The sequence below is a fragment of the Shouchella rhizosphaerae genome (assembly GCF_036700015.1).
GTDB lineage: Bacteria > Bacillota > Bacilli > Bacillales > Bacillaceae_D > Shouchella > Shouchella rhizosphaerae.
Genome location: NZ_CP144921.1, coordinates 4,033,384 through 4,059,983 on the forward strand (window position 1 = coordinate 4,033,384; position 26,600 = coordinate 4,059,983).

Here is a 26,600-nt window from a genome sequence, read left to right on the forward strand (position 1 = left end):
ACCTTAGCGTCTACGATAGAATCGTCAGCCATTGTATGTTTAGACTGATTTATCATAGGGAAAAAGAATCTATTCCCTTTAAATTAGGAGTGAGAATGCATGTTAAGCGATTTACAAGACGATATCCTTTACGAAGCATGGAACAAAGCAGTCGAACACAATCTCGATGCAACGTTTATTGCCATTTTAAAACAGGAAATAGAAAAGCGTGGTTTCATTCCGTCCAATTAACAGATCGTGCTCGTCTTAGGGAAACAAACACCCCATTACCTACATGTCGATCAATTGCAGCGGCATTAAACGGTTTTGGCGACGACATAAACCAATCATCCATAAATGAACACATGCGGACTTAGCTGCTGTAACGATGACCATCGAGTATGTATTTGCCGCCTCTCTGTCTATACGAGTGTAATTAGGCGCCGCCTCATAGTTACATTTGTCATTTTGTGTCCGATTTCCTTATCCTTGGTTTGTCTGGTATGAGTAAAACTCGAAAGCATTGGCCCTTGTTTTTTCATTTAGTGACAAATGGAACTACTCGCCGGTTCAGATTTACGCGATACTACATGTATCCTACACACGAAAAGGTGATGAACATGGTGATTGCCTCTTTGCAAGGAGTGGTCAAACGATATGGCTCCCATCTTGCCTTAGATCATGTCGACTTGGACATTCATGAAGGTGAAATTGTCGGGTTGCTTGGTCCTAACGGGGCTGGGAAGACGACACTCATTCATACACTAACAGGCATGATTCCTTTTGATCGAGGAACAATCGAGTTATTCGGATCAACGAAAAACCCATTTACGAAAAAAAACAAATCGAAAATGGGGCTCGTCACTCAAGAATTAACTGTCTTTGAAGAATTGACTGCAAAAGAAAACTTAGAATTTTTTGCTGGCGTTTATGGCCTGCGCGGAGAGGAGCGAAAAAAACGCGTTGCTGAGGCGCTCGAATTTGTTGGCCTTTCCACAAATGCACGCTCCGCTCCAAACAAATTTTCAGGTGGGATGAAACGCCGCTTAAATATTGCTTGTGCACTCACCCACCAGCCAAAGCTGTTAATCATGGATGAACCAACAGTCGGTATCGACCCTCAATCGCGCAACCACATTCTAGAAGCTGTACAAGAATTACGAAAACGCGGCACGACGATTTTGTACACGACTCATTATATGGAAGAAGTGCAAGCGATTGCTTCTCGTGTCGTAATTGTCGACCAAGGGCAAATCATCACAGATGGCACCGTTGATGAGCTAATTAAAACGATTCAACATGAAGAAAAAATCAAAATCGATGTGACCGAGCCAGCGCTCGTACCTATTTCTCGTTTGGAACAATTGGATGGGGTGAAACAAGTTGTTGTTGATGGCAGCAACATAACCGTTATTTCAAAAGCCGGCGCAGGCAATCTTGACCGCGTCGTTTCAATTATCAAGGAACATGGCGGCTTGCTCGGCATCCATGCTGAAAAACCAAATTTAGAAGACGTTTTTCTCACCCTTACTGGCAAGCAGCTGCGTGATGGGGAGGCAAAAGAATGACCAATGTTCTTCCTACGCTGCGGTTTACCGTATTGCGGCTGATCCGCAATTGGATTGTGTTATTGTTGCTGCTCGGAATTCCGATTGTGTTGATTACATTTTTTGCGCTTATTTTAGGTGATTCTAAAACAGAAGCTGGTATGCCTTACATTCAAGAATCAACCACTTTTATGGTTCTTGCCTTTCAACTGTTTGGAGGCTCAATCGTCATGTCCTATATACATGAAGACTTTTTCACGGAGCGCCGTTTTCGCATTCAGTCACTGCCTTTTAACCAAACGCTGTATGCATTCTCGATCAGTGTCCTCGGGACGCTATTTTCCATTTTTCTAGGGGGCATTTTGGTGTTTTATTCTTTTTGGGTCTTCAATGTTGAATGGGGGAACATTGGCTGGGCCGTGTTTGTGATCGCATTAATGGCCCTGTTATCAAGCATCGTCTGCCTCATGTTCACGTTTGCCGTCAAACAGTTTAAAGTCGCAGAACGACTAAGTGAAGTGTATGGCATCGGTGCGATTGTGCTTGCTGGTTTATTTTTCCCCATGCCAGAAAATGCTTTTTTTGAGTTTATGGGTTCATATGGAAATCCATTGACGCTCGCTAGCGCTGCGATTTTTGAATATCAAGCAGGAAACGTTGCAGAAGTATGGCTTAATGTAAGCATTTTACTCGGAGCAATCATTGTTGCCTTCTTTGTCATGCTTGCGCTTGGGCGGAGGCGAATGGGATGACAATTTTTCAATTTGCCCTTAAACGAAGTTTTCGCAACAAGACCAACCTTCTATTTTTAACTCTCTTTCCTGTTGCAGCGATTTTTCTCCCTGCCAGTGAAATATGGCCTTTTCTTCCTTTTGGCTACCATTATTTTGGCGTGCTCATCTTGTTTGTCAGCATTCGTTTGTCTTCCATGATGTTGGAAGACCGGCTCAAAGGCGTTGTCAAACGTTTAGCTGTTGCACCAATCAGCCATCTACACTATCTTTGGCAAAACTTGCTTGCCTACATGGTAATTCTCCTTTTCCAATGTGCGCTAGCAGTTGGCGGAGGCGTTTTGTATGGCCAAGAGTTATACTCGCCCTTTGCGGTGTTCTGTTTGTTCGTTACTTTTAGTTTGACATCCCTTGCTTTTGCGCTTGCCTGGATTTCCCTGTTTCGCAACAAAGAGACGTCTTTTCTTGTGTTTATGTCCATTGTTGTGTTAATCGCCCTCCTTGGCGGACTTATTATGCCCATCGAGATGATGCCGGCCGGCTTTGAACGACTCGCTGTCATTTTTCCGACTTATTGGTTATCGTCAGGTATGAAGTGGATCGCCCTCGGCGGTCAGACAGCAGACATATGGCTCATTCATGGGATGCTCTTGCTCTATTCTGTCTGTTTTCTGATCATTGGCAGTATCCGTAAAATCGCTTAGGGTCGTTCTGCCGAGCTTTTTATCGACTCCTGGCACTTGAGCTAGGAGTCAGATGTCGTTATAGTTAAAGCTAGAAAAATGGTAGGAGGGCTAGCCGATGGCAAAACTGGCAAGACCAAGCTTTTATATGGGATTATGGCGAATCGGCGGCTTGTTTTTTCTTACAGTTTTGTGGTTTATCGAAAACGGAACGAAGGTCCCGTTTGTCTTGGTTATGTTGCTGGCAATCATGGCAGCGCTCCGTTGGCGAATACGATTGCCCAGCTGGACTGTGCTCATTGATTTATGTTTTTGCCTGCTCTTTTCACCATTTTGGGTAGGGAGCTTATATGGTCTTGCCTTGCCTTTAGTGGAGAGTTTATGGCGAGGAAGGCCCTATTATTGTGTGCCTATCCCTTTTATCGTTTTCGCCAGTGGAGCTGCCACTGTTCATTTCGTTGTCTTTCTTTTAAGCGCTGCCTTGTTTGGGACTGTACTCCGCCATTGGCAACAACAACGGACTTCTTTTTGGCGTGAAATCGACCAAGAACGAAAAGCACGTTATGAGCTGGAACGGTTAAAAATCGATTTGCTTCAGGCCAATAGCGAAACGGCACAAATGGCGGAACTAACAGAAAGAAATCGCATTGCCCGGGATCTCCACGACCACCTCGGCCACGATCTCACTGGCGCGCTACTCGCCCTCCAAGCCTATGAACAGTGTCAACATGGCGAACAGGCAGAAAAAATGTTTGCACAAGTAAAAAAACGGTTAACACGGAGCACAAAACGGTTACGGGACACCGTCCATGACATGACTCCCGTCGCCTTAATCGGCGAGCAAACGATTGAATCGATTACCGAAAACTTTACATACTGTCCTGTTTCTTACCAAAAGTCAGGCAATATGGACAGCGTCCCTGTCTATCTTTGGAGTTTGCTCATCCCTTGTTTAAAAGAAGCATTAACAAATGTCGCCAGGCATAGCGATGCGACAAAAGTCACTGTTCATCTAGATGTCACAGAGACGATTGTCCGCCTCAGCATCCAAGATAACGGCACTTGTTCTGCTCAGTCCACAGACGGCAGTGGCTTGAGAAATTTAAAAATCCGTGCACGCGCCGCTGGCGGGAGCTTGTCTGTAAATCGCTCATCGGGCTATTCGATTGTTTGTGTCCTGCCAATCCAAGAAAGGAAAGATGCGAGATGAACATTCTTATTGTTGATGACGATGCGCTCGTTTGCCAGAGTCTCGAACTGCTTCTTGGCAACGAAGATGATTTTACTGTCGTAGGCACTGCCAACAATGGCCGTGAAGCACTTGTACAAATAGAGAAAAAAGCGCCTGACCTCGTATTGATGGATATTCGCATGCCCGAAATGGATGGCATTGAAAGTACAAAAGAAATCAAAAGCCGCTGGCCAGAAATGTTAATTATGATGCTAACAACGTTCCAAGATGAACAAAACATTCGCCTCGCTTTGCAGGCTGGAGCAGAAGGGTATTTGCTCAAATCGACAGCGGTAGCCAATATGGCCAAGCAAATCCGTGCCTTAAGCGCCGGTTCATCTGTACTGGACGCCGATGTGCTCAAGCAATTGGTGAAACCCCATGCCGACGCCCTCGCCGGATTAACAAAGCGGGAAAGTGAGATTGCCGAATGCATTGCCCAAGGGCTTTCAAACAAAGAAATTGCAGCCCATCTATTTTTAAGTGTCGGTACTGTACGGAATACACTCTCTGTCATTCTTGACAAGCTCGAACTGCGGGATCGCACCCAACTGGCGATCTACTATTGGAAACATCAAACAAACAGATAATAGGCGTGGGCCAACTTCAATAGAAGACTCTGTGTTGTGTTTCATACAAAAAAAGCGCAGGGTTGTCCCCTGCACTTTTAGTCCGTAGTTAACGCTTGTCCTTCGTTGCTCATGAACATACATCTTGTTCGCCTCTCCACACGAATGACAAAGCGTTTTCGGCAAACGTGGACGATGTTGTTGCCATTGGCGGCAACGTCAAAGCACCGCGTCCCCTTTGCAAGTCTATTAGCGGTTCGTTATCGTTTCAGGATACAGGTCATGGTTCATTAACCGGTAGTTCGCGATTTCCTCGTATTTTGTCCCTTTTTTGCCATAGTTGCAGTAAGGGTCTATGGAAATGCCGCCACGTGGCGTAAATTTTCCCCACACTTCAATATAGCGTGGATCCATTAATTCAATTAAGTCATTCATAATCGTATTGACACTGTCCTCATGGAAATCGCCGTGGTTGCGAAAACTAAATAAGTACAACTTCAGCGACTTGCTCTCAACCATTTTTTGCTCAGGGATATAGCTAATGTACAAGGTTGCAAAATCAGGTTGCCCTGTTTTCGGACATAACGTCGTAAATTCTGGGCAATTGAATTTAACCATGTAATCCCGATAAGGGTGCTGATTGTCAAATGTCTCAAGAACACGAGGGTCATAACTGTATTTGTATTCCGTTTGCTCACTGCCGAGCAATGTCACATTTTGAAGCTCTTTTTCTTGTCTTCCTGCCATAGTATCTCCTCCTACACGCCCCGCTTATTGCCCCATAGCCATGTGTGCAGCTGTGGAAGAACTCGGACGTTGTTCATTTCCTTGTCAGCTAGCGCCTTTTCGACGAGAGCTTCGTAAGCGCCCATTCGTTTCTCCAGAAAGCGAGGATCCTCTTTTTCAGCAAAATCTTCATTCCCTGTTTGCAAGTAAAAAGGCACTGTTGGATAGCGCTTATGCACATGCTTCGCGTATTGGTAGTCTGCGTCATCAAACACGACAACCTTTAAGCTTACCGCCGGTGCTTGTAATTGTTGCAAAAACAAATCGAGCTTTGTCCAATCTGTCTCCATTCCTGAACTTGGCGGTTTCGGACTAACTGTCACTTCATCGACGCGATTGATCCAACATTGAAAGATGCTTCCTTGTGTTTCAATCGCTGTGGCAACGCCCTTTTCATTAAGCAATGCCACCAGTTCACCTATGCCTTTATGAATCGCTGGATTTCCGCCGGAAATGGTGACATGGCTATACCCATTTTCACAAAGTGAATCAAGGCGCTCTATAATTTCTTCTGCAGACAACGGTTCACTCTTTTCGCTGCCATCCCATGTAAAAGCAGAATCACACCAGCGACAACGGTAATCACATCCGCCTGTACGCACAAACATCGTCTTCTGCCCGATCACCATTCCTTCTCCTTGAATGGTCGGCCCAAACAATTCAACAACGGGAATCAATTTAGCCACGGGCATGCTCCTTCGGCCGGTAGACAACATAACTAGTAGGCGTCTCTCTTACATACACTTGAATGCACAGTGGCCGATTTGGACAAGTATCAAGCTGCTCTTGGACGACTTTGTAAATGGTCTCCGCCATTTTTTCAGTAGAAGGAGGGGCCGTTTCAAACAGCGTGTCTTCATTAAGAAGACGATGGTCAAAGCGGCCATGAACCGCTTGTTTTAACTTGCTAAAATTAACAAGGAATCCAGTCTCGTCAAGGGCATCCCCGACAATCGTCAAATTGATAAAATACGTGTGCCCATGGACACGTTGGCATCGGCCAGCCCGTTCATCGTCAATGTAATGAGCAGCGGCCACATGCATATCTTTGTTCAGTTCATAGCGATATGAATGGATTGGCGCCGGATAAATTTGCTGGATCATTGGCCCGCACCTGCCTTCTCGCGCAAATAGAGATCCAATCCATTTTGACGGAGCTGGCAAGATGGGCAAGTCCCACAACCGTCTCCGCGAATCCCTTCATAACAAGTGAGCGTCTTCGCTCGAATGTATTCGAGTTGCCCCATTTTATCAGCCAATGCCCATGTTTCTTTTTTATTTAGCCACATGAGCGGAGTATGAATCACAAATTGTTCGTCCATCGCTAAATTCAACGTCACATTTAATGACTTAACGAACACGTCGCGACAATCTGGGTAACCACTAAAATCTGTTTCGCAAACGCCAGTGATAATGTGCTTTGCCCCCATTTCCCGTGCATATACAGCGGCAAACGATAAAAACAAATGGTTGCGCCCAGCGACGAATGTGCTAGGCGATTCCCCTGCTTCACCGGCTTGGACGCTAATATTTTCCCTCGTTAGCGCGTTTGCCGTAAGCTGGTTCAACAAGCCCATATCAAAGACTTTATAAGGAACCCCTTGCTCATTGGCGATGTCAACAGCACACTGGATTTCTTCCTTGTGGCGCTGACCATAGTCAAAAATGACTGCGTGGAGCGAACGATAACGCTCCTTTGCCCAGAATAGGCAAGTCGTGCTGTCTTGGCCGCCGCTAAAGACGACGACAGCTTTGTCTTCTAACATGCTACATTTCTCCTTTTGAGAACGAGCATTCGGATACTCCAACAATTGGTTAGTTTTTTATAGAGGGAGTTCGCGAACCTCTTCTTTCTAATTATCGTGCAACCTTCATTTTACCATGTTCTTGTGTGGATTTGTTTGCATATCTCCATGAAATTGGTAAACTACTATAGAAGGAAAATCATTCGTGCAGAAAGAAGGCGTTCGTTATGTCATTTCAAGAAAAAGTCGAGAATTACGCAAATTTGGCTGTGCGTGTTGGCGTCAACATCCAAAAAGGGCAAACATTGTTTGTGCGTGCGCCGCTTTTTGCCGCAGACTTCGTCCGTCTAGTCGCCAAAAAAGCGTACGAAGCTGGTGCCAAACATGTCCGTGTCGAGTGGAGCGATGAGGAATTAACTAAAATGAAATTTGAGCTCGCTCCAGACGAAGCGTTTGATGAATATCCAAATTGGCAAGCGAAAGCGCTTGAAGAAGAAGCAGACAACAATGCTGCCTTTTTAAGTATAACTGGCGGAAATCCAGACTTATTAAAAGACGCAGATCCTGACCGTGTTGCCAGAGCCAACAAAGCAGCTGGCATGGCATTAGACACATTCCGACGCTACATCCAGTCTGATAAAGTGAGCTGGTCGATTGTGGCTGTTCCTACAGTCAGTTGGGCAGAAAAAGTATTCCCTGACGCGAAAGGCGAAGAAGCAGTGACAAAGTTATGGGAAGCGATATTTGCGGCAACACGTATCAATGAAACAGACCCTGTAGCTGCTTGGAAGCAACACCTCGCCACACTTGATGAAAAAAGAAACAAATTAAACGAGCATCATTTCCATGCCCTCCATTACAAAGGAAAAGGGACTGATTTAACGATTGAACTGCCTGAAACCCACATTTGGACATCTGGAGGAAGCACAAGCAACGCAGGCATTGACTTTGTTGCGAATATGCCGACAGAAGAAGTATTCTCAGCTGCTAAAAAAGATGGTGTTAACGGCACTGTCATAAGCACAAAACCACTTAATTATGGCGGCACGCTGATTACTAATTTCACGTTGACCTTTAAAAACGGAAAAGTCGTCGATTTTTCGGCTGAACGAGGGGAAGAAACGCTGAAACGCCTGCTTGACAGTGATGAAGGGGCACGCTACATTGGTGAAGTTGCACTCGTGCCACACCGTTCGCCGATTTCAGACACAAACCTTATTTTTTACAACACCCTTTTTGATGAAAATGCGTCGAATCACTTGGCTCTTGGCAGCGCCTATGCTTTTAATATTGAAGGCGGCAAAACGATGAGCCCTGAAGAACTTGAAAAAAATGGTTTAAACCAAAGCATTACCCATGTTGATTTTATGATGGGCGCCGCCGATATGGATATCGACGGGGTGGATAAAGACGGGAACCGAGTACCTGTGTTCCGCAACGGCGATTGGGCAATTTAACCCGTTAAAAAAAGCGATGTGCTGGCTGCACATCGCTTTTCGTTTTATGAACGTACGAGTCCTAACTGACTATTTGCTTACTCGTTTGTTTTGCCTGCTGTCGTTCTTGCAAACGGACTTGCTTAAATTTATCGGTTTCTTTAACAATGACATTGGAAAGTAGCAACAGACCAATTAAGTTTGGAATCGCCATAAGCCCATTAAAGATATCAGCAATATCCCAGACAATTTGCACGCTTGTACCAGCGCCAATCATGACGACAACCACGAAAATAATTTTGTAAATAATTGTATTTTTATCACCGAATAAATAGCCGAAACATTTTTCACCATAATAAGACCAGCCAATAATCGTCGAATAGGCAAAAAAGATAATGCCGAATACAACGATATAATTACCGGCGCCAGGAAGGAAAAACTCAAACGCTTCTCCTGTAATGAGCGCTTGGTCGTCACTTGGTCGGCCAATATACAAGCCGCTCATGACGATCGTCAGCCCTGTAATCGTACAAACAATCATCGTATCAAGAAAGGTTCCCGTCATAGAGACGAGCGCTTGCCTGCCAGGATAGTCTGTTTTTGCGGCAGCAGCAGCAATTGGCGCTGAACCGAGGCCTGCCTCGTTCGAAAATACGCCGCGGGCAATCCCGTAACGAATTGCCATACCGATTGTGCCTCCTAAAGCGGCATCGGTATTAAAAGCTTCACGGAAAATCGTCGCAAATGCTTCAGGTACGTGTGTAATATTCATTACGATAATAATTAAGCCGCCAGTCATATAAAAGAGCGCCATAAATGGGACAAATACAGCCGATACACGGCCAATGCCCTTAATTCCTCCAAGTAACACCAAACCTGTCAATGCCATTAAAATAAAGCCCGTTACCCATGGATTGACGTCAAAGTTGGTTGCCAATGAACTTGCGACTGTATTGGATTGTGTCATATTGCCAATGCCAAAAGACGCCAAACAACCAAACAGCGCAAACAAAATAGCAAGCCATTTCCAACCTAGCCCTTTTTCAAGATAATACATCGGGCCGCCAGATATTTCACCTTTATGGTTAACGACACGGTATTTGACAGCTAAAATCGCTTCCCCATACTTGGTTGCCATTCCAAAAAAAGCCGCGACCCACATCCAAAAAAGGGCGCCAACGCCTCCTAAAAGAATCGCCGAAGCCACACCTGTCATATTGCCAATGCCAAGTGTCGCCGCCATAGCCGTCATTAATGATTGGAAATGGGAAATATCCCCTTCTCCACTCTTTCCTTTCTTTTTGCTTCTGCCAAACGTCAACCTTAATGCATAAGGCAAGTCCCTAATTTGCAAAAAACGAAGCCTAATCGTCAAATAAATCCCTGTTCCTACAATGAGGAACAATGTGATCGGCCCCCATACTACATTATTAATTGCATCGACTATGCTACTGAAACTCACAAACATGCCCCCTTTTGTCGATTTTTTTCTTTTTAAATTGAATAAATTTAGTTTAGTGAATTTATGCCTAGAAGTCTACAAAAAAAACCAATCTCGCTGATTAAAGCGAAATTGGCAACAATGATAGTAGTCAGTAGATGGTCGAAAAACGCCCCTCCTTTTCTTTTTTAGGAATTTCCTTCTTCTCCATATGTTCAACTTTTGCAAAATGGTTACCTTGCCCGACTTTTGCTAAAAACTGTTCTATTTCAGTCTCCTCGCCTTGGACTTGGATGACCACGGAACCTTCTGGGCGATTTTGAACTGTGCCCGTTACGGGATATTGGCTCGCTGTCTGTTCCACAAAAGCGCGAAAACCAACCCCTTGCACTCTTCCTGTTACTTCGACTTCATACCGTTTCATCATAGGCTCCCCCTTAACTGATTTGCTTGATTGTACCATACCCATTTGCCAAAGCAAAAAACGTCGCCCAAATTAATAGCAAACGCTTTCAATTGTGTCGATTTTGTGATAGTATAAAAGTGCACAAAACAGACACAATATTGACATCTATTGTTCACAAAGATGGAATACTTGGGAAAGGAGTGGTTCAAATGGATTTGTTTTTCGCCTATATGTTTGTCGCCAGCGCGACGCCATTATTTTTGTGGCTGGAACACCGAAAAATTGCCCTTGCCAGCATTCCGTTTATCATTGTCATGTGGGTGCTAGCCCTTGCCCACATTTTTGATGGATTTTTGTTCGACCTTCACCACTCTGCATTTGTCACAGCGTTTCTGATCAACGTCTTTATCGCCCATTTTGCTGCCCTTGTTCTTTATGTTTACCCACACCTCCGCAGCAAATCAAGGCGTTTTACACAGTCGACTGAATAAAAAAAGCGCATTCCAGCTCTGGGAATGCGCTTTTTTCTTTAAATGTGGCCCGTTCTCAATACTAGATAAGAACCGATTACAATAATCACCGCAATGATAATGGCAAACCATGTGTGGCCGACTTGCACGTAACCTGCTTTGCCTTCACCTATATGCATAAACATATGAAGCTGTACTGTCATCTGGATAAAGGCAAACACAAAGACAATAATGATACGTACATCCCAAGCCAAATTGGTTTGCGACATTACCCATACTGCTAGTAGCGTGAGGACAATTGAGAGCACAAAGCCAATCACATGTTTCCAAGGAAAACCGTGGTGGTTGGCTGCTGTTTCTTTTTCCTGTGCCATTTACACCCACTCCATTCCTAGCAAATATACGCCGGTAAAGATCATAATCCATACAACATCTAAAAAGTGCCAATACAGGCTGGCAATGAAAAATTTAGACGTTGTCCGCGGCGTAAACCCGCGTTTTAGCATTTGAATCGCCAACAACACAATCCAGCCGATGCCGATCGAGACGTGCAAGCCATGTGTGCCAAGCAGCACAAAGAATGTTGACCAATGGGCGCTTGCCGACAAGGTCGCCCCTTCATGGACATAATGAATAAACTCATATATCTCAAAGCCAACAAATCCAAGGCCTAGTAAAAGCGTCAAACCAATCCAGACAAGTGTTTGATTCATTCTACCGGCACGCATTTCATGGATCGCGATCCCACAAGTAAACGAACTTGTCAAAAGCAGAAACGTCATGATTAACACAAGGTTTAAATCAAACAGTTCCGCAGATGGCACGGCCCCGGCATTTCTGTCAACGAGGACAAAATACGAGGCGAACAGCGTTGCAAACAAAGCGAATTCAGCGCCAAGAAAAATCCAGAAACCTAGGATATTGTTGCGACCTTCAGCTGATTGATATTCAAGTGGTTCGTTTGGATTTATCGTTTCATGTGCTGCCACGTTTTACGCCTCCCTCGCTTTATTTTCAATTTCTGTAATTTCTTCTACACTTACATAATACCCGTCGTTGTAATCAAAGGAGCGGATGATCATGCAAATGAAAATTCCAATACCGCCTATAATCGCAAGCGGGAACCAACTAAATACGAGGGCAAAGGAAGCAATGAACATGATCAAACTCATCACTGGTCCAAGCCATGTATTGCTCGGCATATGGATTTTCTGGTAATTCGTATCGGCATTTGGATCAATGCCTTTTTCTTTCATATCCCAGAGAGCATCACGTTCCGCTACTTCAGGGACTTTGGCAAAGTTGTAAAATGGCGGTATTGCTGAAGACGTCGCCCACTCCAATGTGCGGCCGTCCCATGGATCGCCCGTTGTATCGCGTTTTTCATAACGCCAGCTGTAGTAAATATTATAGACGAACAACGCAAATCCAATCGCCATCATGAAAGCACCCACTGTGGAGAGCGCATTAAGCGAAAACCAATTGTCGGATTCCAAGTATGTGTAAATCCGCCGCGGCATGCCGTCAAGCCCGAGAAAATACTGCGGGAAGAAGCAAATATTGAAACCGATCATAAAAATCCAAAAGACCCATTTGCCAATTTTTTCGTTTAAACGATGGCCAAACATTTTCGGATACCAGTAAACCAAACCAGCAAAGCAGGCAAACACCGTTCCCGCAATAAGGACATAATGGAAATGGGACACGAGGAAATACGTGTTATGGTACTGGTAATCAGCTGCTGCCATAGCCAACATTACGCCTGTGACCCCGCCGATGACAAAGTTCGGGATAAAGCCAAGCGACCACAGCATCGGCACCGTGATTCTAATTTTTCCTTTGTGTAGCGTAAAGAGCCAGTTAAAGATTTTGACACCTGTCGGAATTGAAATCGCCATTGTTGTAATCGAGAAAAACGAGTTAACAGCCGCGCTATTCCCCATTGTAAAGAAGTGGTGCACCCATACTAGGAAACTTAAAAACGAAATGATTACAACGGAAGCGACCATCGCATTGTAGCCAAACAGCTTTTTGCGCGCAAACGTTGAAATAATTTCAGAAAAGATCCCAAATGCCGGGAGAATAACGATATACACTTCAGGGTGGCCCCAAATCCAGAATAGGTTGGCCCAAAGCATATCAAGGCCTTGGCCTTGCAAGGTAAAGAACGCAGTGCCGAACAGCCGGTCAAATGTCATCATTGCTAGCGCTACAGTCAACACTGGAAACGCAAGGACAATAATCATTGACGTGATTAAAACGGTCCATGTAAACATCGGCATTTTCATTAGCGTCATGCCTTTAGTGCGCATTTTAAAGATCGTGACAATAAAGTTGATCCCTGTGGCTAGCGTTCCGATACCGGAAAGCTGAAGACCGAGCGCATAAAAGTTTTGACCGACGCCAGGACTGAAGTCATTCGAGGCAAGTGGAAAATACGATGTCCATCCTGCCGCTGGCGAACCGCCAATGATAAAAGAAATATTAAAAAGTGCCATTCCAAAGAAGAATGTCCAAAAACTTAAATTGTTCAAGAATGGAAACGCAACGTCACGCGCGCCGATTTGTAGCGGCACGACAACGTTCATTAAACCAATCAGGAAAGGCATCGCCATGAAAATGATCATGATTGTGCCATGGGTCGTGAAAATTTCATTGTAATGCTGGCTGTTTAAAAATGTCATGCCTGGGGCGGTCAATTGCAAACGCATCATCATTGCGTCGACGCCACCGCGGAAAAGCATTAACAACGCACACGCAATGTACATAATCCCTATCTTTTTATGGTCAACGGATGTGATCCAGTCCGTCCAGAGCACTTTCCATTTTTTAAAATAAGTAAGGGCGACAATTGCAATTATACTTGATAAAGCGATGGAAATTTGCGCACCAAGTATAAGCGGGTCTCCCGTTACAATAAATTCATCCCATCTCAACGGTAAATCCCCTCTCTTCCGTTGTTTGCGCCATTACTCATCATCCAATTCCACTTTATATGTTCTTGATGTGTCAATTGGTTGCGTCAGTTTTGGCATTTCGTACGCTTTGCCTTCTCTCGAATGCGGATTTAGTGGCTCATATCCAAGTTCTGCACTTTTCTCAAGCGCGTATGTCGGATCATAAGCATGGTTGACAAACTCAAGATGTGTTGAAGAGAATGTCATTTCTTCAGCGTGACCTGGAACCATTAGATGTGCGTATTCTTCTTCTGACAATGGTGGTGCTTCCGCTTGCACTTCTTCCACCCATGAATCATAGCTCTCATCTGTTACGGCATTAACAAGGAACCGTTGCTCCGTGAACCCTTCGCCTGTGAAGTTTGCATTACGGCCATTGTACGTGCCTGGTTCATTAGCCATTAAAAACAATTCTGTTTCCATGCCCGACATGCTGTACTTTTGTCCACCAAGCTGCGGTACCCAAAACGATGCCATTGAATCTGCTGAAGTCAATTTGAACTGGACTGGTCGATCAACAGGGATATTGACATAATTGACCGTTTCAATATTTTCCTCTGGATAGCTAAAGATCCATTTCCAGTTTACGCTTGTTGCGTGAATGACAAGCGGATCAACTTGGACGCTGCCTTCAGCCACTTCAGGAGCTTCTTCCAAATTATAAATGGTTATGACAGTTGGTACAGAAAGAATGGTGACAATAATAATTGGAATAATCGTCCAAACGAATTCCAACTTGTGGCTGCCCTCAATCGACGGATCGTAATTGTCATTGTTTCCTCGGTCACGGTACTTGACAATCATGACTGTAAGCAAAACAAACACGACTAAAACAATGAAAATCATAAACCAGATGGATAGCATGATCAAATCGCTTTGCTGTTCCGCTACAGGACCTTGTGGGTCAAGGACCGTCAAATTCCCACAACCACTCAGAAAGAGACCGACCATCGCTAGAGCAAACCATTTAAAGACTTTCGATGGTGTACGCAATAAAATCACCTTTCTTTTGGCAAAATAACTAATTGTTGCATGTATACTTTGTGAAGCAGAAACCAGCAACATAGCTGTACTCCATCCTACCACTTTCGCTTAAAAAAAGCTCTGCTATTAAAGCGGTTACCAACAATTATCATAAATTCGACAAAAAAAAGTTGAGAAGCAGACACAACTTTCCCAAACTTTTCTTGTTAACCAATCATGCCTTTCCCTTTTTTTGTCCATACTAAACGTAAGGAGTGATAATATGAATGATCCATATTTATGTCCAAAGTGCAAAACCAACCGGACAAGGTTCCACCGCATCGTTCAACAAGTTGAACCTGTCAAATTAAGTCCACAAACTGGTGAAATTGTTGAAACGTACAGCGAAGATTCACTTGATGCCTTCCATATGCCATACAAAGGCCCATCGATTCGCATCCAATGTGGGGCGTGTGGATTAAACGAGGCTGAAGACACATTTGTCGCTTTTGCACGAAATAATCAGTTCCAATAAAAACCAGCCCCTATTGCCGGGCTGGTTTTTATTCAAATACTTGGATCATGTGCTTAAACAATAAATACACGCCAATCACATACGCTTCTGCCTCATCTCGCCAAGAATCACGGCCGTCGATCACTTCAACTGCAAATGGCTGGCTATTTTGTGGCTCAGGCAATTCCTTGTTTAGCGCCTCTTTCAAAAAAGCCGCCGCTGATTGCAGCCCTTTGTCCCCTCGCTCCATCACTTCATAGAAAGAGATAAAGCCGTGCATCACTCCATTAAACCGCTGTGCTTGTACATAGATCCCTTCATTATACAAACGTTTTGCCAATGCTTCCCCTTCATCACGTAACGGATCAAACTCGCCCGTTATAACAAGCGTGCTCGGCATCATCGACACGTCTTCAGCATTAAGAGGCGATGTGTAAGGCGATGTCCAATCCGCTTCATTGGGCGCATACGATTGTTGCGCCATTTCCATAACGGCCCGGGATAAAAAATAAAAGCCACTTGCATACATGTCACGTGACGGGAATTTCGTATCTTCAAAAGTAGCCAACGGGTAAAGGAGCGCTTGTCCTGACAAGGCAGGACCGCCTTCTTCTCCAGACATGATAGCAACAGCTGCAGCAAGGTTTCCTCCAGCGCTATCGCCAGCCACTGCAAGCCTATCTCTATCGCCATCTAGCACGTCTGCATGCTCATAAGCCCAGGTAAGGGCATCATAACTATCGTTTACCGCTGTAGGAAAAGCATAAGTCGGAGCAAGCCGATAAGCTGGGGCAACTACAATAGCACCAGTTCGGGCTGCGAGCGAACGGATAATATTGTCATGAGTATCCAAGTCGCCGTACCCTTCCAAAAACGCGCCTCCATGATAGTAAACAATGATCGGGTGTGGCCCAGCAGCGATAGGCTGATAAACAGTCGCTGGAATGTCTTCCCCATCCCTAGTCGGAACCGTGACTTGATGACGTTCAATCGTTGGCGGCGCTTTGACTGCTAAAAAAGCAGGCGCTTCCAGTTTCCCTTCAGGCAAAAGCCGGTTGTTAACGGCGTGAAGCAACACAGCCGTTTTTGGAGGCACTTTTCCCGCTTCTGTATAGCGCCAGCTTTGCACAAAAAAAATCGAGATTAAGCTGATCGTAACGGCCGCCAAAGCAAAGACCGCTACTCCCTTTTTGACAGATTTGGAAAACATCTCCATGAGTGCCTCCTTCCCGGCTATCTCGGTTTGTTTTCTTTCCAGTTCATTGCGATAAATTCGTCTCTTCCGCTTTGCGCCCGGTCTTGTTTATAAGCCTTTGGCTGCTTTTTATAAAAATCTTGATGCTCTTCCTCGGCCCGATAAAACGTGGATGCAGGAAGAATCGCAGTGACAATTAGCTTGTTAAAGCGGTTGCTATTGTTTAATTCTGCTTTCGACGCTTCTGCTAACTGCTTTTGTTCTTCTGTATAATAAAAAATAGCCGTGCGGTACTGACTTCCACGGTCTTGGAATTGGCCGCCATCATCCGTTGGGTCAATTTGCGGCCAGTACAGCTCAAGCAACTTGCTGTAAGGGAACTGTTCTGAATCATACGTAATCTCTACCACTTCATAATGTCCAGTTTCGCCCGTTTTTACTTGTTCATAAGTCGGATTTTTCGTATGACCGCCTGAATAGCCTGATACAATTGCTTTTATGCCTGGCAGCTGATCAAACGGCTGGACCATGCACCAAAAACAACCGCCTGCAAACATTGCTTTCTCGATTGCCAATTTTCATTCCCCATTTCTTCCTTTTCACTTCTATTCTTTCACATGAGAATGTTGCTAGTACTGCCTATTGTTCGCGGTTGGCTTGTTGTTCATATTCAAATTCGATTTCGTCCTTCTTACGACTATATTTCACCCGGACAAGCTGATCTTTAAAATACCAGCTATCTTGTTCTTCAATAAAAAACAAAAAACCGCCCTCTTCATAAACAACAGCCGGTTCAGTTGGTTCCGTTTGGCTCATCCCTAATGAAAAACCGCTTTGCAAGGATCCGCAGCCACCATAACGGCCATAAAATCGAATCGGGACAGGTTCTTCTGCTTCCGAAAACTCTTGTTTAAACCAATTTATCGCAGGTTTCGTAACCTTAATTTCCATCTAGTTTGCCTCCTTGTAGAGTCTTGCTTCGTCTTTCTATCATACCAAGATTTTTAATAACCGTCCAAAATCCGGCTTTTAGCAGCCTATTTTTTTGCATCAGAGAAACTTTTTTGCATAAGAGAATAAACTGTTTGAAAAGGAGTGACACAGCATGTTCGTTAAAAAAAATCATTACCTTTATGCATGCCTCCTCCATAAAGCCGGTCTTATTACAACTGAGCAGCTAGAGTTACTAAAACCAAAAAAGCGAATCCGTTAAATGGACTCACTTTTTTTCCAATAGTTGCCGATCAAGGGCATCGACGAGTTGATGGATGTCTGGCTTGGCCACATGCTCGGTTACGCCGGCTTCTTCCCCTCTTCGTTCCATCAGTCCTTTGTCTAGCGAAGAGAACGCAATAACGGGGGTTTCTTGATAGCGACTGTCTTGGCGCAAATGCCTCGTCAGTTCGTGGCCGTTCATATAAGGCATTTCTATGTCGGTAACGATCGCCTCATATAGTGGGCATGCATCATCCGTCAAATAACGAGACGCATCCCTTCCATTATCGAATGTTGTAACGTCTTCATAGCCAGCCTCTCTCAATGCATCAACAAGAAGTGAACGCAACGTTTTGGAGTCTTCTACTAATAGAAGCGGGTAGTTGCGACGGCGCTCGTCCGTTGCCATTGCCCCTTGCATATGAGACGGTTGGATAAAGTGAAGCACTTTCTCCAAATCAAGGGAGAAGGCAACGCCATTGTCTGGCAACGGAATCACCCCGCTCACAAACGCTTCTTTTCCTTTTGTGACAGCATCTGGTTGTTTGATTATGCTAGAGTGAGTACGGTGAACATGGGAGACAGGTCCCGTTTTTAACGCAAATAATTGTTCCCCCATCTCAATTACGAGAAAATAGACCGTTTCACTTTCGTCTATTTCCAAGAGGCGGTACAAGTTGATTAATGGAATTACTTGGCCGCGCACTTGAATGACGCCCTCAACGATGCTATGTCGGTTTGGTGATTCCGTTACTGGAACTGGTCGAATAATTTCTTTTACTTTTAATACATTTAATGCATAGGTAGACTGTCCTGCTTTAAACAAAACAAGCTCCTGGTCATAACGTTGCTCTTCCGTTTGAAATATGTTAAGCGCCATACGATTCCCTCCGAACTAAGCCTTCATCCTAATATATCGGCGCTTCTACCTTAGCGGTTTAGCCTCGGCCAGTAAAAATAGAGAATTTTGTACTAGCGCCGTTGATATCCCGACGCTTTATCTGCCTATTGCTTTTGTAATGAAATTTTTGTTGCAAAACCCTTCAACTTCCGATTCTTTATAATGTTTTAATAGTTCGTTTACTAAATGTTCATACATGCCTGCGTGCTCTAACTTGTCAACATGAATAGAAATACCGTCAAAGTCTGAACCAAAACCGATATGGTCGACCCCGCCCCGGCTTGCTATGTAGTCAATATGACAAATGAGATCGTGAATAGAAGCGCCCAGCTCGCTTTTTATAAAAGTAGGGTAGAATACGACGCCGATGAAACTGTCCTTTGCAATCAGTGCATCAATTTGGTCATCGTGCAAATTGCGGGGATGACGGCAAACAGCATACGCATTTGAATGGCTGGCAATCGTTTTTTTTGAGCATTCAAGGACATCCCAAAAAGCAGCAATACTTAAATGAGAAACATCATTCAGCACATGGTGTTTGTTATTCAATGCGATCACTTTTTTGCCAAATTCGGTCAGCCCGGCGCCACGCATTTCCCCAATGCCATCGGCGCATAAATTGGCGTCGTTCCATGTTAAGCCAATGGAGGAAACCCCTTTCTCATACAACCATTCCAATTTGCCCATATCTGCTCCTAAGGCATCCATCCCCTCTAAAGCAAGGACAGCACCAATTTCCCCTGCTTTCAAGGAAGAGATTTCAGCCAATGAGCGAATCGCCTTCATGTTCGGCACAGCAAGGACACGCTCATAAAATGCATTGATTTGCTTTTGCACCACTTGAAATTTTGATTCTTGCGGAACAGTTGACGGCACCCAAATGGCAAAAAACTGAACAAACACATTCCCTTGTTTTAACCTTGCTGCATTTGTCGCGATGTCTTCGTCATCGGCAAACGCTTTGTCCTCATCACGCCACAGTTTATAAAGAGCATCGCAGTGTGTATCAATTATCTTCATGTCAAATCACCTTTCTTTCCCTTTTCTCATATTATAGAGCAGTTAAAAGGGATGGAGGTTTGATGATGTCTGAACATTTCCCACGGAAACCAGGGGGCGGCCATGACTTTATGGCGTCAATCGATCAGTTTTTTCAGTCGGCATTTCGGAACTTTTCAACACAATTGTTTGGTTCCTCCATACCGGTACGTATTAAAGAAGAACCAGACCGTTTTGTGATAGAGGCCGAACTTACAGGAATTAAAAAAGAGCAAATTGAGTTGGAATCGCTACGGCAAGCACTTATTATCCGTGTCCGACACAAGGGCGAAATCACGACCATTGATGACGAGACGAAACTAATCACCAAACAACATGCTTCTTCCAAGAGTGAGCGCGCGATTCCTGTCCCATTTCCTTTTACCGAAGAGGACATTCAAGCCCATTATGAAAATGGGTTGCTGCGCATCGTCATTAAAGGAAAGCGGAAAACGATTTCGATTAAATGAAAGGAGGCTATGCCATGTTTCCTGCGCCACGACGCCCCCATCATCAGCAGATGAGCCATAATCAGGCGTTTATGCAACGGCAACAGCCTGGTTTTCAACATCCCCCTTATCAGCACCGACCTTATCACCAAATGCCACAACCGTTCCAGCAAAGCGGATTCCCGCAACAGGCGGCGCCTAAAAAGAAGTCGATCTGGAAAGCTCCGTTTACAGACGATGAAGGAAAATTCGACCTCTCCCGAACAGCGACTTCAGTCGATAAATTTGTAAAAACATTCCAGCAAGTGTCGCCGTATGTATCAAGAATTAGCAGTTTTTTCACTAGATAGCACGTGCCAGGCTAAAGTGCTGCCTGGCACAAATGCCTTACCGCCCACAGCGGCTATCGCCACCATCTGCTGGCATCGAGCTTGAACGGACTCGCTGGGCATAGGCTAGCACCCCAGTTGGTGCCACTAACTTTAGTCCCTGTGATGGTACATAGTCTACTTTAACTTCGTTCCCAATTTCCGCTTCTGCTTTTTCGTTATAAATCACCGTGAGTCCTTCAACGTCAACGGTTTGGTCACCTGCTTCCACAATTCCTTCTTGGATAAAGTACTCCACCATTGTGCTACATTCATACGTATCCTTGGCGGCAATACGGACGACTTCATGCCCTCGTTCGCTTAAATACGTATGGGCTGCAGCTGTTATCGAAACGTTCATTCCTTCTCCTTCCTGCGGCTAACTTGACCCGCTCGATGCTTTACAACAATCCATTTTGTTCAAACAAAAATGCATAAGGAATGTCAACAAAAACATAAAGCTTGTCGTTAAGCGGATAAGAATAGGTACGGATTTGCTCATCTCGTTCAATATCTGTATATAAATCCGATAAAATCCCTTTTTTCTCTACATTCATCCGCACAATGTTCTCAAGAAAATAAGGGCGCCAGCTCCAGTTTTTAGCGCGGCTTTCTTTCAACAGCAGCCAATTTCCTTCTGCATCTTTCTCAGCATTGGCTGATTGTTGGATCCCGTCTTCATCACAAATGTAGACGCGGAATGTATAAGCATTTAACGCTTTTGCCACGTTTAAAACAATTTCATCGTAGCCTTGGTCTTGTTTCAAGTCCTTCATTGCTTGTTTTAATGTTTGCGACAATTGGTTAGACAGCGTAAATTGCGCCTTCATTTTTTCTCTTTCATAGTGGATAAAGTGATGCATATCTTTTTTTAATTTGTCTTTAAAGCTGTTTTCGTCGACAAACCCTTTGGTTGCTTGTTGGAAATAAGGACCTTGATAGTAGCGCCCACCGCTGCGCCACGCATAATTAAACTGCGCAAACGTTTCAACCCCTTGAAACAAAAGGGTTGCGCCAATTTTGCGGGCGAAAAGAGCCAACGGCTGATGGACATCTCGATACATCCCTGGCAACAAATTTTCTTCTAGAAACGAGCAGTTGACGCAAATAACATTCGGCTTTAGTTTTGTGAACAACTCCAGTTGGTTGGCTGCTGAATAATCGGCATTCACTGCAAGCTGCACGCCTAAACTTTGCATATAGACCATCGTATGTTTCACTTCCAGCAACTCTTCAACGCTCTGTTCACACACAATGTTAACAATGATGCGTTTTAAGGGGATGCCGAGTTGCTGCATTGCTTCCAGCCGGTCCAACAGCATCTGACCTGCTTGTTTTTTTAATAGCCTGACATCATAATTGAAATAAAGCATTTTTTTTCCGTTTTCGGCTGTGTACAAGTCAATTGCTTTTTTCTGCAAATCGTCTTCTAGTTCGAGGCGGTATTCGCTAGGAATGCTTCTATCTTCGAAAAACCAGTTCAACTTGATCCGTTCATTTGCCTCCATCCAATAAGGTTGGACTTCATAGCCAACCACTTGCTGTTTGTCTGCACTTACGATCGGAAGAAAAAAAGGGATAACCCGGTTCTTGTTCATCATAATATCTAGCGGGTCCAATGGAATCACCTCTCCCACCCATTGTACCATACTCTTATCGTTCAAATACGCGCTTATGTCTTTCTCAGAAACCGTTTCATATGTTTTGCTATAAGGCTGGGCTTTTCTTCTGGCAACAAATGGCCACATCGCTTTAGCAAAATGAGTTGGCTGTTAGCTAAGTCTTTTGCTAAACGTACACTTGTTTGTACAGGAATAACGGGGTCTTCTCGTCCGTTGATGATTAAACAAGGCTTGACAATGGTATGCAGTGCTGCAGATGTTAAATCACCTTCCCTTTGCCGTGCAAGTAGGATCAATCCCTTGCCAATTGAGGCGTCGCTAAGAGGCAAAGTATATGCATTAACCATTGCTTTTGTAACTACCCGCTTATCGTAAACAGCTTCACACAAAAAGGCGCGCACATCTTGGCGACGAATGGCTGCGTAAATGGCCGGGGCTGCAAAAGGCAAATGCGATATAGCGCGGTATGTTCTTTTAACACGGTTTAAATAACCAGAGCTTGCCAACAGCACAAGGCGGTCAATTTGATCAGGGAATGCTTTGGCCGCATGCAAGGCCACTTGTCCGCCCATAGAATGGCCAACAATTGTCACATGTGCGTGGCCGAGCCTAGCTGCCAATTCAACGACAAGACGGGCATAACCATAAAGAGAATAGGCCGTTCCTGGTGCCTTACTTGAGCGGCCAAACACAGGCAAATCACAACTGATCAGGTGATAATCCTTGTGTAAATAAGGAACCAATTGATGAAAACAGGCTGAGGACGCTAAAAAACCATGCAACAAAAGCAACGTTCCTTTTGCTTCTTGCGTTTGGCAACGGTAGTATTCAAAATAAACGCTTGCTCCCTGAATGTATAGATACGATGCACGATCTGGCCGAACCTTTTGCACAACCAGCCCCCCCTTTTTGATTAGTGTTTCGCACGAACACGAAAAAAAACCGATTGCTCGGTTTTTAATCATCTAAATGGTATGGGGTTTCTTGATATACGTAGTAATTAAGCCAATTAGAAAACAATAAATTCGAATGGGCGCGCCATTGCAAAGGTGGGAGCGCATCGACATTGCCTTCTGGAAAATAATTAAACGGCGGATCACAGGCAATCCCACGCTTTACGTCGCGTTCGTATTCTTGTTTTAGCGTATGTGCATCATATTCAGAGTGGCCCATGACAAATACACGCTTTCCATCTTTAGAAGAGGCTATATAGACACCCGCCTCTTCCGAGGAGCTTAAAACGATCAGCTCATCAACACGCTCAATGTCTTCGCGGCTAACCGTGGTGTGGCGAGAATGGGGAGCGTAAAAAACATCGTCAAAGCCTCGTAGCAAATTGACGTTTTTCACCTCTAGCTTATGTGAATAGACGCCAAAAAGCTTTGTCGTTAGCGGCTTTTTCTTAATACCGTAATGATGATAAAGACCAGCTTGAGCCCCCCAACAAATATGTAAAGTCGACGTGACATTGGTTGTCGTCCAATCAAGGATAGACGTCATTTCATTCCAGTAATTCACATCATGGAAAGGCAACGTCTCAACTGGGGCGCCAGTAATTATCATCCCGTCAAATTTTTGTTGTTTCACTTCATCAATGGTTTTATAAAAAAGATTCAAATGTTCTTTTGATGTATTGCGCGGCGAATGGGTGCTTGGATGCAACAAAGAAACATCAACTTGCAAAGGCGTGTTTCCTAACAGCCGCAGCAATTGCGTTTCGGTTTCTTGTTTAGTCGGCATTAAGTTTAAAATGCAAATTTTCAATGGCCGGATATCTTGTGTGTACGCCCGACTTTCATCCATTATAAAAATATTCTCTTTTAACAGAATTTCCTTCGCAGGTAAGTGGTCTGGAATTTTTATCGGCATGGCAACTCGCTCCCGCATCTTTGTTTTTAACCATCTTAACGCAATAAGGACAGCGTTTCAAGAATAGTGATAGCGTCGACAGAGTCGCTAACCTCGTTCAGACGCAAACAAAACACTCGCCACGCGACAACGTATGCGGACGTTTGTCTACGGACTAAGGCTATGCATTCGCATAGCCTTAGTCCGTTACTTCAATTGGAAAAAACAATTGGCCCGTCCGAAAATGATCTGTATAAACAAGTTCATAAGAAGTATCTCTCGGGACAATAAAGGCCACTTCGCCACTTACAGACCGCCCTGGAGAAATTTGACCACCGAGAATGCCCTTTGTTTCGACATTTGATTCATGGCTGTACGCATAATGTTCACTGTCCATTAATGTCAAATTCATTAACGAAAAATTAACGGTCGACTCCCGTTTGTTTTCAATCGTTAAATCGACTTTGACTAACAGCTCTTCCTCATTCTCGTCTTTTACAGAATAACCATTTAACGTAATCTCGATATCACTGATCTCTTGCGACTCATGTTTGCTCTCTTCTTGATCGGATGCGTTGCCTTGGACCGTTTCTGGTTTTGAAAGGCCGTTCGTCGCAAAACCGACTATCAACAAAAGACAAACAATCAAGCCTAGCAATACTAGCACTTTTTCTTTCATCTTTTTCCTTCTCTCCCTATCATACATGCTCATACAACCCTATTTATATGAACCTCGTACGCTCGTCATGTCTGATTTGTACAGCATAAAGCATAACAAGAAGAAGCGGGAGAAAGACCTTTAGCCTTCCCCAGACTGTAGCCAAACGCTCGCATACATTGTCGATTGCCGCGCTTTGACAAGCGTGTTCGATCAGCCTTTCCACCATGTATCATATACACTTACCGGGTCTTTGCGTTTATGCGCTGTTGCCGCATAACGCTGCTCTAATTTTTCCTGTATGGCGCTGTCAATGGGCTTGCCTTCCAAATAATCATCAATTTGCTCATATGTCATGCCAAGGGCTTCTTCGTCAGGCAACCCTGGTTTGTCGTCTTCAAGATCGGCTGTAGGGATTTTTTGGTACAGTGCCTCCGGCGCACCAAGCTCTTGAAGAAGCGCCTTGCCTTGTCGCTTTGTCAGCCCATATAACGGAATAACATCACAAGCTCCATCGCCAAATTTCGTGAAAAACCCAGTCACCGCTTCGGCAGCATGGTCAGTCCCAAGTACTAGGCATTGGTAGTGGGCAGCCAAATCAAATTGGACTTTCATCCGTTCCCGCGCTTTTGTATTGCCTTTTATAAACCCAGACAGCTCTTCTCCTGTCGCTTCTGCAAAAGAGGCCACGGCAGCATCAACAGCTGGCTTAATGTTCACCGTATGGATTTTATCGGGCCCAATAAACGACAGCGCCACTTGGGCATCTTTCTCATCATGTTGAACGCCATAAGGCAAACGAACGGCATGAAATTGGTATGTGCCTGGAGCTTCTTGATTGAGCTCATCTACTGCCATTTGCGCGAGTTTTGCTGCCAACGTAGAATCCTGGCCTCCCGAGATGCCGAGTACAAATCCTTTTGTCCCTGCTTTTCGAGTGTAGTTTTTCAAAAAGTCAACGCGCGTGCGAATTTCTTCTTTTGGATCAATGTCTGCTTTCGTATGTAAGTCACGACGAATGGAATCTTGGTTTACTTTCATCATAAGACCTCCAATGTTGTAAAATCGCTTATGGAAACGGAACAAATCGTCTAGTTTTCCCTCGGCTGCTAAAATGGCGACTTGCTTTTCCCCGAGCAAGTCAAAATGGGGAAACTCGTTGCGGTGGTCGATCCACTGAGGGTTTAATCCGTACGTTTTGCCCCATTCAATTAACTTCGAGACATCGACGCAAGCGGCCTTCGTAACAGTAGTCGCCTGCGGAAAGCGTGGGTCATGCCAATAATGGGTCAAAAACGCAATTTCCCCTGCTCGTGCTTTCGCTTTCCAGCCTTCTAGTTCCGTACGGTTAATGCCAAACGCCATTTTATTGCTCCTTCAATTCTTCATAACGTTGGTACCACTCAGGGAACGCCCGTTTAAAAGGAACTGGCTTGAACGTGTCTTTTTTCACAATCACATGTGTCGTCGACCCTGTTACACATAACTCCCCGTTTTGGTTCGTAATATCGTAGGCATAAACGGTTTTAACGCCATCATTTAGGGAAAGACGCGTCTTCACGATTGCTGTATCTCCGTAGCGAAGCGCTTTGCGGTAAGTTGCTTGCACATCATACACAGGAGCAAAGTAGCCTTCTTCCTCCATCTTTACGTAGCTGTAACCGGCATCTTCAATATAAGCGGTACGACCAAGTTCGAAATATTTCAAGTAGTTTGCATGGTATACGACGCCCATCATATCGGTATCAGCATACTGAGGAACAATTTTTGTTTGCACTTTATGGGCCACTACTTCCCCTCCTTTCTCCCACCAAACCCTTTACTCGAGTTTTCCATCAGTATAACACA

Annotated in this window: 33 protein-coding genes and 1 riboswitch; of the genes, 11 read left to right on the forward strand and 22 right to left on the reverse strand. The window is 44.5% G+C overall.

All coding sequences use genetic code 11. From position 1 onward, the window contains the following. Positions 1-99: 99 nt before the first annotated feature. The 6 genes from sda (at position 100) to V5G21_RS20175 (ending at position 4,761) form a co-directional block, all read left to right on the forward strand. The gene (sda, locus tag V5G21_RS20150) at positions 100-231 is read left to right on the forward strand and encodes a sporulation histidine kinase inhibitor Sda (RefSeq protein ID WP_081427615.1); all 132 of its coding nucleotides are present in this window, start codon (positions 100-102) and stop codon (positions 229-231) included. Between the two features lie 368 nt (positions 232-599). After that, positions 600-1,547: an ABC transporter ATP-binding protein gene (locus V5G21_RS20155; RefSeq protein ID WP_035201357.1), complete on the forward strand. Its 948-nt coding sequence runs from the start codon at positions 600-602 to the stop codon at positions 1,545-1,547. Further along, complete coding sequence (locus V5G21_RS20160) at positions 1,544-2,278, forward strand: ABC transporter permease (protein WP_011246965.1); 735 nt, start codon at positions 1,544-1,546, stop codon at positions 2,276-2,278. Before V5G21_RS20155 ends, V5G21_RS20160 begins: the two co-directional genes overlap by 4 nt. Then, the gene (locus tag V5G21_RS20165; protein WP_011246966.1) at positions 2,275-2,961 is read left to right on the forward strand and encodes an ABC transporter permease; all 687 of its coding nucleotides are present in this window, start codon (positions 2,275-2,277) and stop codon (positions 2,959-2,961) included. Before V5G21_RS20160 ends, V5G21_RS20165 begins: the two co-directional genes overlap by 4 nt. A 97-nt stretch (positions 2,962-3,058) precedes the next feature. Further along, the gene (locus tag V5G21_RS20170; protein WP_011246967.1) at positions 3,059-4,150 is read left to right on the forward strand and encodes a sensor histidine kinase; all 1,092 of its coding nucleotides are present in this window, start codon (positions 3,059-3,061) and stop codon (positions 4,148-4,150) included. Further along, positions 4,147-4,761, forward strand: coding sequence for a response regulator transcription factor (locus V5G21_RS20175; protein ID WP_011246968.1), 615 nt, complete (start codon positions 4,147-4,149; stop codon positions 4,759-4,761). The genes V5G21_RS20170 and V5G21_RS20175 overlap by 4 nt, the downstream gene beginning before the upstream one ends. Positions 4,762-4,989: 228 nt before the next feature. Here V5G21_RS20175 and queF read toward each other — a convergent pair whose 3' ends face one another. The 4 genes from queF to queC are packed head-to-tail and all read right to left on the reverse strand — an operon-like array spanning position 4,990 to position 7,292. Then, positions 4,990-5,487: a preQ(1) synthase gene (queF, locus tag V5G21_RS20180; RefSeq protein WP_011246969.1), complete on the reverse strand. Its 498-nt coding sequence runs from the start codon at positions 5,485-5,487 to the stop codon at positions 4,990-4,992. An 11-nt stretch (positions 5,488-5,498) separates the two neighbouring features. Further along, entirely contained in the window at positions 5,499-6,212 is a 714-nt protein-coding gene (gene queE / locus V5G21_RS20185) for a 7-carboxy-7-deazaguanine synthase QueE (protein ID WP_035201359.1), read from the reverse strand. Next, complete coding sequence (queD, locus tag V5G21_RS20190) at positions 6,205-6,630, reverse strand: 6-carboxytetrahydropterin synthase QueD (RefSeq protein ID WP_011246971.1); 426 nt, start codon at positions 6,628-6,630, stop codon at positions 6,205-6,207. The genes queE and queD overlap by 8 nt, the downstream gene beginning before the upstream one ends. Further along, positions 6,627-7,292, reverse strand: a complete 666-nt coding sequence (gene queC / locus V5G21_RS20195) for a 7-cyano-7-deazaguanine synthase QueC (RefSeq protein WP_011246972.1) — start codon at positions 7,290-7,292, stop codon at positions 6,627-6,629. The genes queD and queC overlap by 4 nt, the downstream gene beginning before the upstream one ends. Before the next feature lie 43 nt (positions 7,293-7,335). After that, a riboswitch (PreQ1 riboswitch) is annotated at positions 7,336-7,379 on the reverse strand. Positions 7,380-7,498: 119 nt separating this feature from the next. Between queC and V5G21_RS20200 the strand changes: the two genes are divergently transcribed. Then, complete coding sequence (locus V5G21_RS20200) at positions 7,499-8,728, forward strand: aminopeptidase (RefSeq protein ID WP_011246973.1); 1,230 nt, start codon at positions 7,499-7,501, stop codon at positions 8,726-8,728. 61 nt (positions 8,729-8,789) lie between these two features. Here V5G21_RS20200 and V5G21_RS20205 read toward each other — a convergent pair whose 3' ends face one another. Both V5G21_RS20205 and V5G21_RS20210 read right to left on the reverse strand, forming a co-directional pair. Further along, the gene (locus tag V5G21_RS20205; protein WP_011246974.1) at positions 8,790-10,169 is read right to left on the reverse strand and encodes an alanine/glycine:cation symporter family protein; all 1,380 of its coding nucleotides are present in this window, start codon (positions 10,167-10,169) and stop codon (positions 8,790-8,792) included. Between the two features lie 130 nt (positions 10,170-10,299). Then, positions 10,300-10,572 (reverse strand): acylphosphatase, encoded by a 273-nt coding sequence (locus V5G21_RS20210; protein WP_011246975.1) that lies wholly within the window; start codon positions 10,570-10,572, stop codon positions 10,300-10,302. Between the two features lie 191 nt (positions 10,573-10,763). Here V5G21_RS20210 and ywcE point away from each other — a divergent pair, with 191 nt between their 5' ends. Next, on the forward strand, positions 10,764-11,045 hold the full coding sequence (ywcE, locus tag V5G21_RS20215; RefSeq protein WP_011246976.1) for a spore morphogenesis/germination protein YwcE: 282 nt from the start codon (positions 10,764-10,766) through the stop codon (positions 11,043-11,045). A gap of 38 nt (positions 11,046-11,083) precedes the next feature. Here ywcE and qoxD read toward each other — a convergent pair whose 3' ends face one another. Genes qoxD through qoxA form a run of 4 tightly spaced genes read right to left on the reverse strand, consistent with a single transcriptional unit; the run spans position 11,084 to position 14,932 of the window. Continuing rightward, positions 11,084-11,398 carry a cytochrome aa3 quinol oxidase subunit IV gene (gene qoxD / locus V5G21_RS20220; protein ID WP_011246977.1) on the reverse strand — a complete coding sequence of 105 codons (315 nt, stop codon included), beginning with the start codon at positions 11,396-11,398 and terminating at the stop codon, positions 11,084-11,086. Then, positions 11,399-12,013 (reverse strand): cytochrome aa3 quinol oxidase subunit III, encoded by a 615-nt coding sequence (gene qoxC / locus V5G21_RS20225; RefSeq protein ID WP_011246978.1) that lies wholly within the window; start codon positions 12,011-12,013, stop codon positions 11,399-11,401. A gap of 3 nt (positions 12,014-12,016) precedes the next feature. Continuing rightward, on the reverse strand, positions 12,017-13,960 hold the full coding sequence (gene qoxB / locus V5G21_RS20230) for a cytochrome aa3 quinol oxidase subunit I (RefSeq protein WP_011246979.1): 1,944 nt from the start codon (positions 13,958-13,960) through the stop codon (positions 12,017-12,019). A gap of 33 nt (positions 13,961-13,993) precedes the next feature. Then, a complete protein-coding gene (qoxA, locus tag V5G21_RS20235; RefSeq protein ID WP_081427714.1) occupies positions 13,994-14,932 on the reverse strand; it encodes a cytochrome aa3 quinol oxidase subunit II in 939 nt (312 codons plus the stop codon). A 295-nt stretch (positions 14,933-15,227) separates the two neighbouring features. Between qoxA and V5G21_RS20240 the strand changes: the two genes are divergently transcribed. After that, on the forward strand, positions 15,228-15,479 hold the full coding sequence (locus V5G21_RS20240) for a hypothetical protein (protein ID WP_011246981.1): 252 nt from the start codon (positions 15,228-15,230) through the stop codon (positions 15,477-15,479). A 28-nt stretch (positions 15,480-15,507) separates the two neighbouring features. Here the strand turns inward: V5G21_RS20240 and V5G21_RS20245 are convergent, their stop codons facing one another. The 5 genes from V5G21_RS20245 to V5G21_RS20265 all read right to left on the reverse strand — a co-directional run bounded on the left by V5G21_RS20245 (position 15,508) and on the right by V5G21_RS20265 (position 19,789). Further along, entirely contained in the window at positions 15,508-16,674 is a 1,167-nt protein-coding gene (locus V5G21_RS20245; RefSeq protein WP_011246982.1) for an alpha/beta hydrolase, read from the reverse strand. A gap of 17 nt (positions 16,675-16,691) precedes the next feature. Beyond that, the gene (gene msrA / locus V5G21_RS20250) at positions 16,692-17,222 is read right to left on the reverse strand and encodes a peptide-methionine (S)-S-oxide reductase MsrA (protein WP_338465530.1); all 531 of its coding nucleotides are present in this window, start codon (positions 17,220-17,222) and stop codon (positions 16,692-16,694) included. Between the two features lie 70 nt (positions 17,223-17,292). Further along, entirely contained in the window at positions 17,293-17,604 is a 312-nt protein-coding gene (locus V5G21_RS20255; RefSeq protein ID WP_011246984.1) for a HesB/YadR/YfhF family protein, read from the reverse strand. A gap of 268 nt (positions 17,605-17,872) precedes the next feature. Continuing rightward, complete coding sequence (locus V5G21_RS20260) at positions 17,873-18,748, reverse strand: chemotaxis protein (protein ID WP_011246985.1); 876 nt, start codon at positions 18,746-18,748, stop codon at positions 17,873-17,875. A 117-nt stretch (positions 18,749-18,865) separates the two neighbouring features. Further along, positions 18,866-19,789: a dipeptidase gene (locus V5G21_RS20265; RefSeq protein ID WP_011246986.1), complete on the reverse strand. Its 924-nt coding sequence runs from the start codon at positions 19,787-19,789 to the stop codon at positions 18,866-18,868. 65 nt (positions 19,790-19,854) lie between these two features. Between V5G21_RS20265 and V5G21_RS20270 the strand changes: the two genes are divergently transcribed. Next, a complete protein-coding gene (locus V5G21_RS20270) occupies positions 19,855-20,277 on the forward strand; it encodes an Hsp20/alpha crystallin family protein (RefSeq protein WP_011246987.1) in 423 nt (140 codons plus the stop codon). Between the two features lie 14 nt (positions 20,278-20,291). Further along, complete coding sequence (locus V5G21_RS20275; RefSeq protein WP_011246988.1) at positions 20,292-20,606, forward strand: YppG family protein; 315 nt, start codon at positions 20,292-20,294, stop codon at positions 20,604-20,606. 37 nt (positions 20,607-20,643) lie between these two features. Here V5G21_RS20275 and V5G21_RS20280 read toward each other — a convergent pair whose 3' ends face one another. The 7 genes from V5G21_RS20280 to V5G21_RS20310 form a co-directional block, all read right to left on the reverse strand. Next, the gene (locus tag V5G21_RS20280) at positions 20,644-20,985 is read right to left on the reverse strand and encodes a hypothetical protein (protein WP_051881089.1); all 342 of its coding nucleotides are present in this window, start codon (positions 20,983-20,985) and stop codon (positions 20,644-20,646) included. 40 nt (positions 20,986-21,025) lie between these two features. Continuing rightward, positions 21,026-22,252, reverse strand: coding sequence for an EAL domain-containing protein (locus tag V5G21_RS20285; RefSeq protein WP_235360746.1), 1,227 nt, complete (start codon positions 22,250-22,252; stop codon positions 21,026-21,028). 44 nt (positions 22,253-22,296) lie between these two features. Continuing rightward, complete coding sequence (locus tag V5G21_RS20290) at positions 22,297-23,139, reverse strand: alpha/beta fold hydrolase (protein ID WP_179289560.1); 843 nt, start codon at positions 23,137-23,139, stop codon at positions 22,297-22,299. A gap of 64 nt (positions 23,140-23,203) precedes the next feature. Next, positions 23,204-24,115, reverse strand: coding sequence for a homoserine O-acetyltransferase MetA (gene metA / locus V5G21_RS20295; RefSeq protein WP_035201374.1), 912 nt, complete (start codon positions 24,113-24,115; stop codon positions 23,204-23,206). A 178-nt stretch (positions 24,116-24,293) separates the two neighbouring features. Beyond that, on the reverse strand, positions 24,294-24,773 hold the full coding sequence (locus V5G21_RS20300) for a DUF4352 domain-containing protein (RefSeq protein WP_011246993.1): 480 nt from the start codon (positions 24,771-24,773) through the stop codon (positions 24,294-24,296). A 192-nt stretch (positions 24,774-24,965) separates the two neighbouring features. Continuing rightward, on the reverse strand, positions 24,966-25,796 hold the full coding sequence (gene nadE, locus V5G21_RS20305) for an ammonia-dependent NAD(+) synthetase (protein ID WP_095235963.1): 831 nt from the start codon (positions 25,794-25,796) through the stop codon (positions 24,966-24,968). Positions 25,797-26,118: 322 nt separating this feature from the next. Beyond that, the gene (locus V5G21_RS20310) at positions 26,119-26,490 is read right to left on the reverse strand and encodes an acyl-CoA thioesterase (protein ID WP_422397438.1); all 372 of its coding nucleotides are present in this window, start codon (positions 26,488-26,490) and stop codon (positions 26,119-26,121) included. Positions 26,491-26,600: the final 110 nt, after the last annotated feature.

Bases quoted from the DNA above. Each gene is read 5' to 3' on its own strand.
- V5G21_RS20240 (WP_011246981.1), top strand. From the start codon at position 15,228: ATGAATGATCCATATTTATGTCCAAAGTGCAAAACCAACCGGACAAGG.
- queD (WP_011246971.1), bottom strand. From the start codon at position 6,630: ATGATCCAGCAAATTTATCCGGCGCCAATCCATTCATATCGCTATGAA.
- V5G21_RS20260 (WP_011246985.1), bottom strand. From the start codon at position 18,748: ATGGCGCTTAACATATTTCAAACGGAAGAGCAACGTTATGACCAGGAG.
- V5G21_RS20165 (WP_011246966.1), top strand. From the start codon at position 2,275: ATGACAATTTTTCAATTTGCCCTTAAACGAAGTTTTCGCAACAAGACC.
- V5G21_RS20270 (WP_011246987.1), top strand. From the start codon at position 19,855: ATGTCTGAACATTTCCCACGGAAACCAGGGGGCGGCCATGACTTTATG.
- metA (WP_035201374.1), bottom strand. From the start codon at position 24,115: ATGCCGATAAAAATTCCAGACCACTTACCTGCGAAGGAAATTCTGTTA.
- ywcE (WP_011246976.1), top strand. From the start codon at position 10,764: ATGGATTTGTTTTTCGCCTATATGTTTGTCGCCAGCGCGACGCCATTA.
- V5G21_RS20155 (WP_035201357.1), top strand. From the start codon at position 600: ATGGTGATTGCCTCTTTGCAAGGAGTGGTCAAACGATATGGCTCCCAT.
- V5G21_RS20245 (WP_011246982.1), bottom strand. From the start codon at position 16,674: ATGGAGATGTTTTCCAAATCTGTCAAAAAGGGAGTAGCGGTCTTTGCT.
- qoxA (WP_081427714.1), bottom strand. From the start codon at position 14,932: ATGGTCGGTCTCTTTCTGAGTGGTTGTGGGAATTTGACGGTCCTTGAC.
- queC (WP_011246972.1), bottom strand. From the start codon at position 7,292: ATGTTAGAAGACAAAGCTGTCGTCGTCTTTAGCGGCGGCCAAGACAGC.
- V5G21_RS20175 (WP_011246968.1), top strand. From the start codon at position 4,147: ATGAACATTCTTATTGTTGATGACGATGCGCTCGTTTGCCAGAGTCTC.
- qoxD (WP_011246977.1), bottom strand. From the start codon at position 11,398: ATGGCACAGGAAAAAGAAACAGCAGCCAACCACCACGGTTTTCCTTGG.
- V5G21_RS20275 (WP_011246988.1), top strand. From the start codon at position 20,292: ATGTTTCCTGCGCCACGACGCCCCCATCATCAGCAGATGAGCCATAAT.
- V5G21_RS20300 (WP_011246993.1), bottom strand. From the start codon at position 24,773: ATGAAAGAAAAAGTGCTAGTATTGCTAGGCTTGATTGTTTGTCTTTTG.
- V5G21_RS20255 (WP_011246984.1), bottom strand. From the start codon at position 17,604: ATGGAAATTAAGGTTACGAAACCTGCGATAAATTGGTTTAAACAAGAG.
- V5G21_RS20210 (WP_011246975.1), bottom strand. From the start codon at position 10,572: ATGAAACGGTATGAAGTCGAAGTAACAGGAAGAGTGCAAGGGGTTGGT.
- V5G21_RS20280 (WP_051881089.1), bottom strand. From the start codon at position 20,985: ATGAACGTTTCGATAACAGCTGCAGCCCATACGTATTTAAGCGAACGA.
- V5G21_RS20310 (WP_422397438.1), bottom strand. From the start codon at position 26,490: ATGATGGGCGTCGTATACCATGCAAACTACTTGAAATATTTCGAACTT.
- queF (WP_011246969.1), bottom strand. From the start codon at position 5,487: ATGGCAGGAAGACAAGAAAAAGAGCTTCAAAATGTGACATTGCTCGGC.
- V5G21_RS20170 (WP_011246967.1), top strand. From the start codon at position 3,059: ATGGCAAAACTGGCAAGACCAAGCTTTTATATGGGATTATGGCGAATC.
- nadE (WP_095235963.1), bottom strand. From the start codon at position 25,796: ATGATGAAAGTAAACCAAGATTCCATTCGTCGTGACTTACATACGAAA.
- sda (WP_081427615.1), top strand. From the start codon at position 100: ATGTTAAGCGATTTACAAGACGATATCCTTTACGAAGCATGGAACAAA.
- V5G21_RS20200 (WP_011246973.1), top strand. From the start codon at position 7,499: ATGTCATTTCAAGAAAAAGTCGAGAATTACGCAAATTTGGCTGTGCGT.
- V5G21_RS20265 (WP_011246986.1), bottom strand. From the start codon at position 19,789: ATGAAGATAATTGATACACACTGCGATGCTCTTTATAAACTGTGGCGT.
- V5G21_RS20160 (WP_011246965.1), top strand. From the start codon at position 1,544: ATGACCAATGTTCTTCCTACGCTGCGGTTTACCGTATTGCGGCTGATC.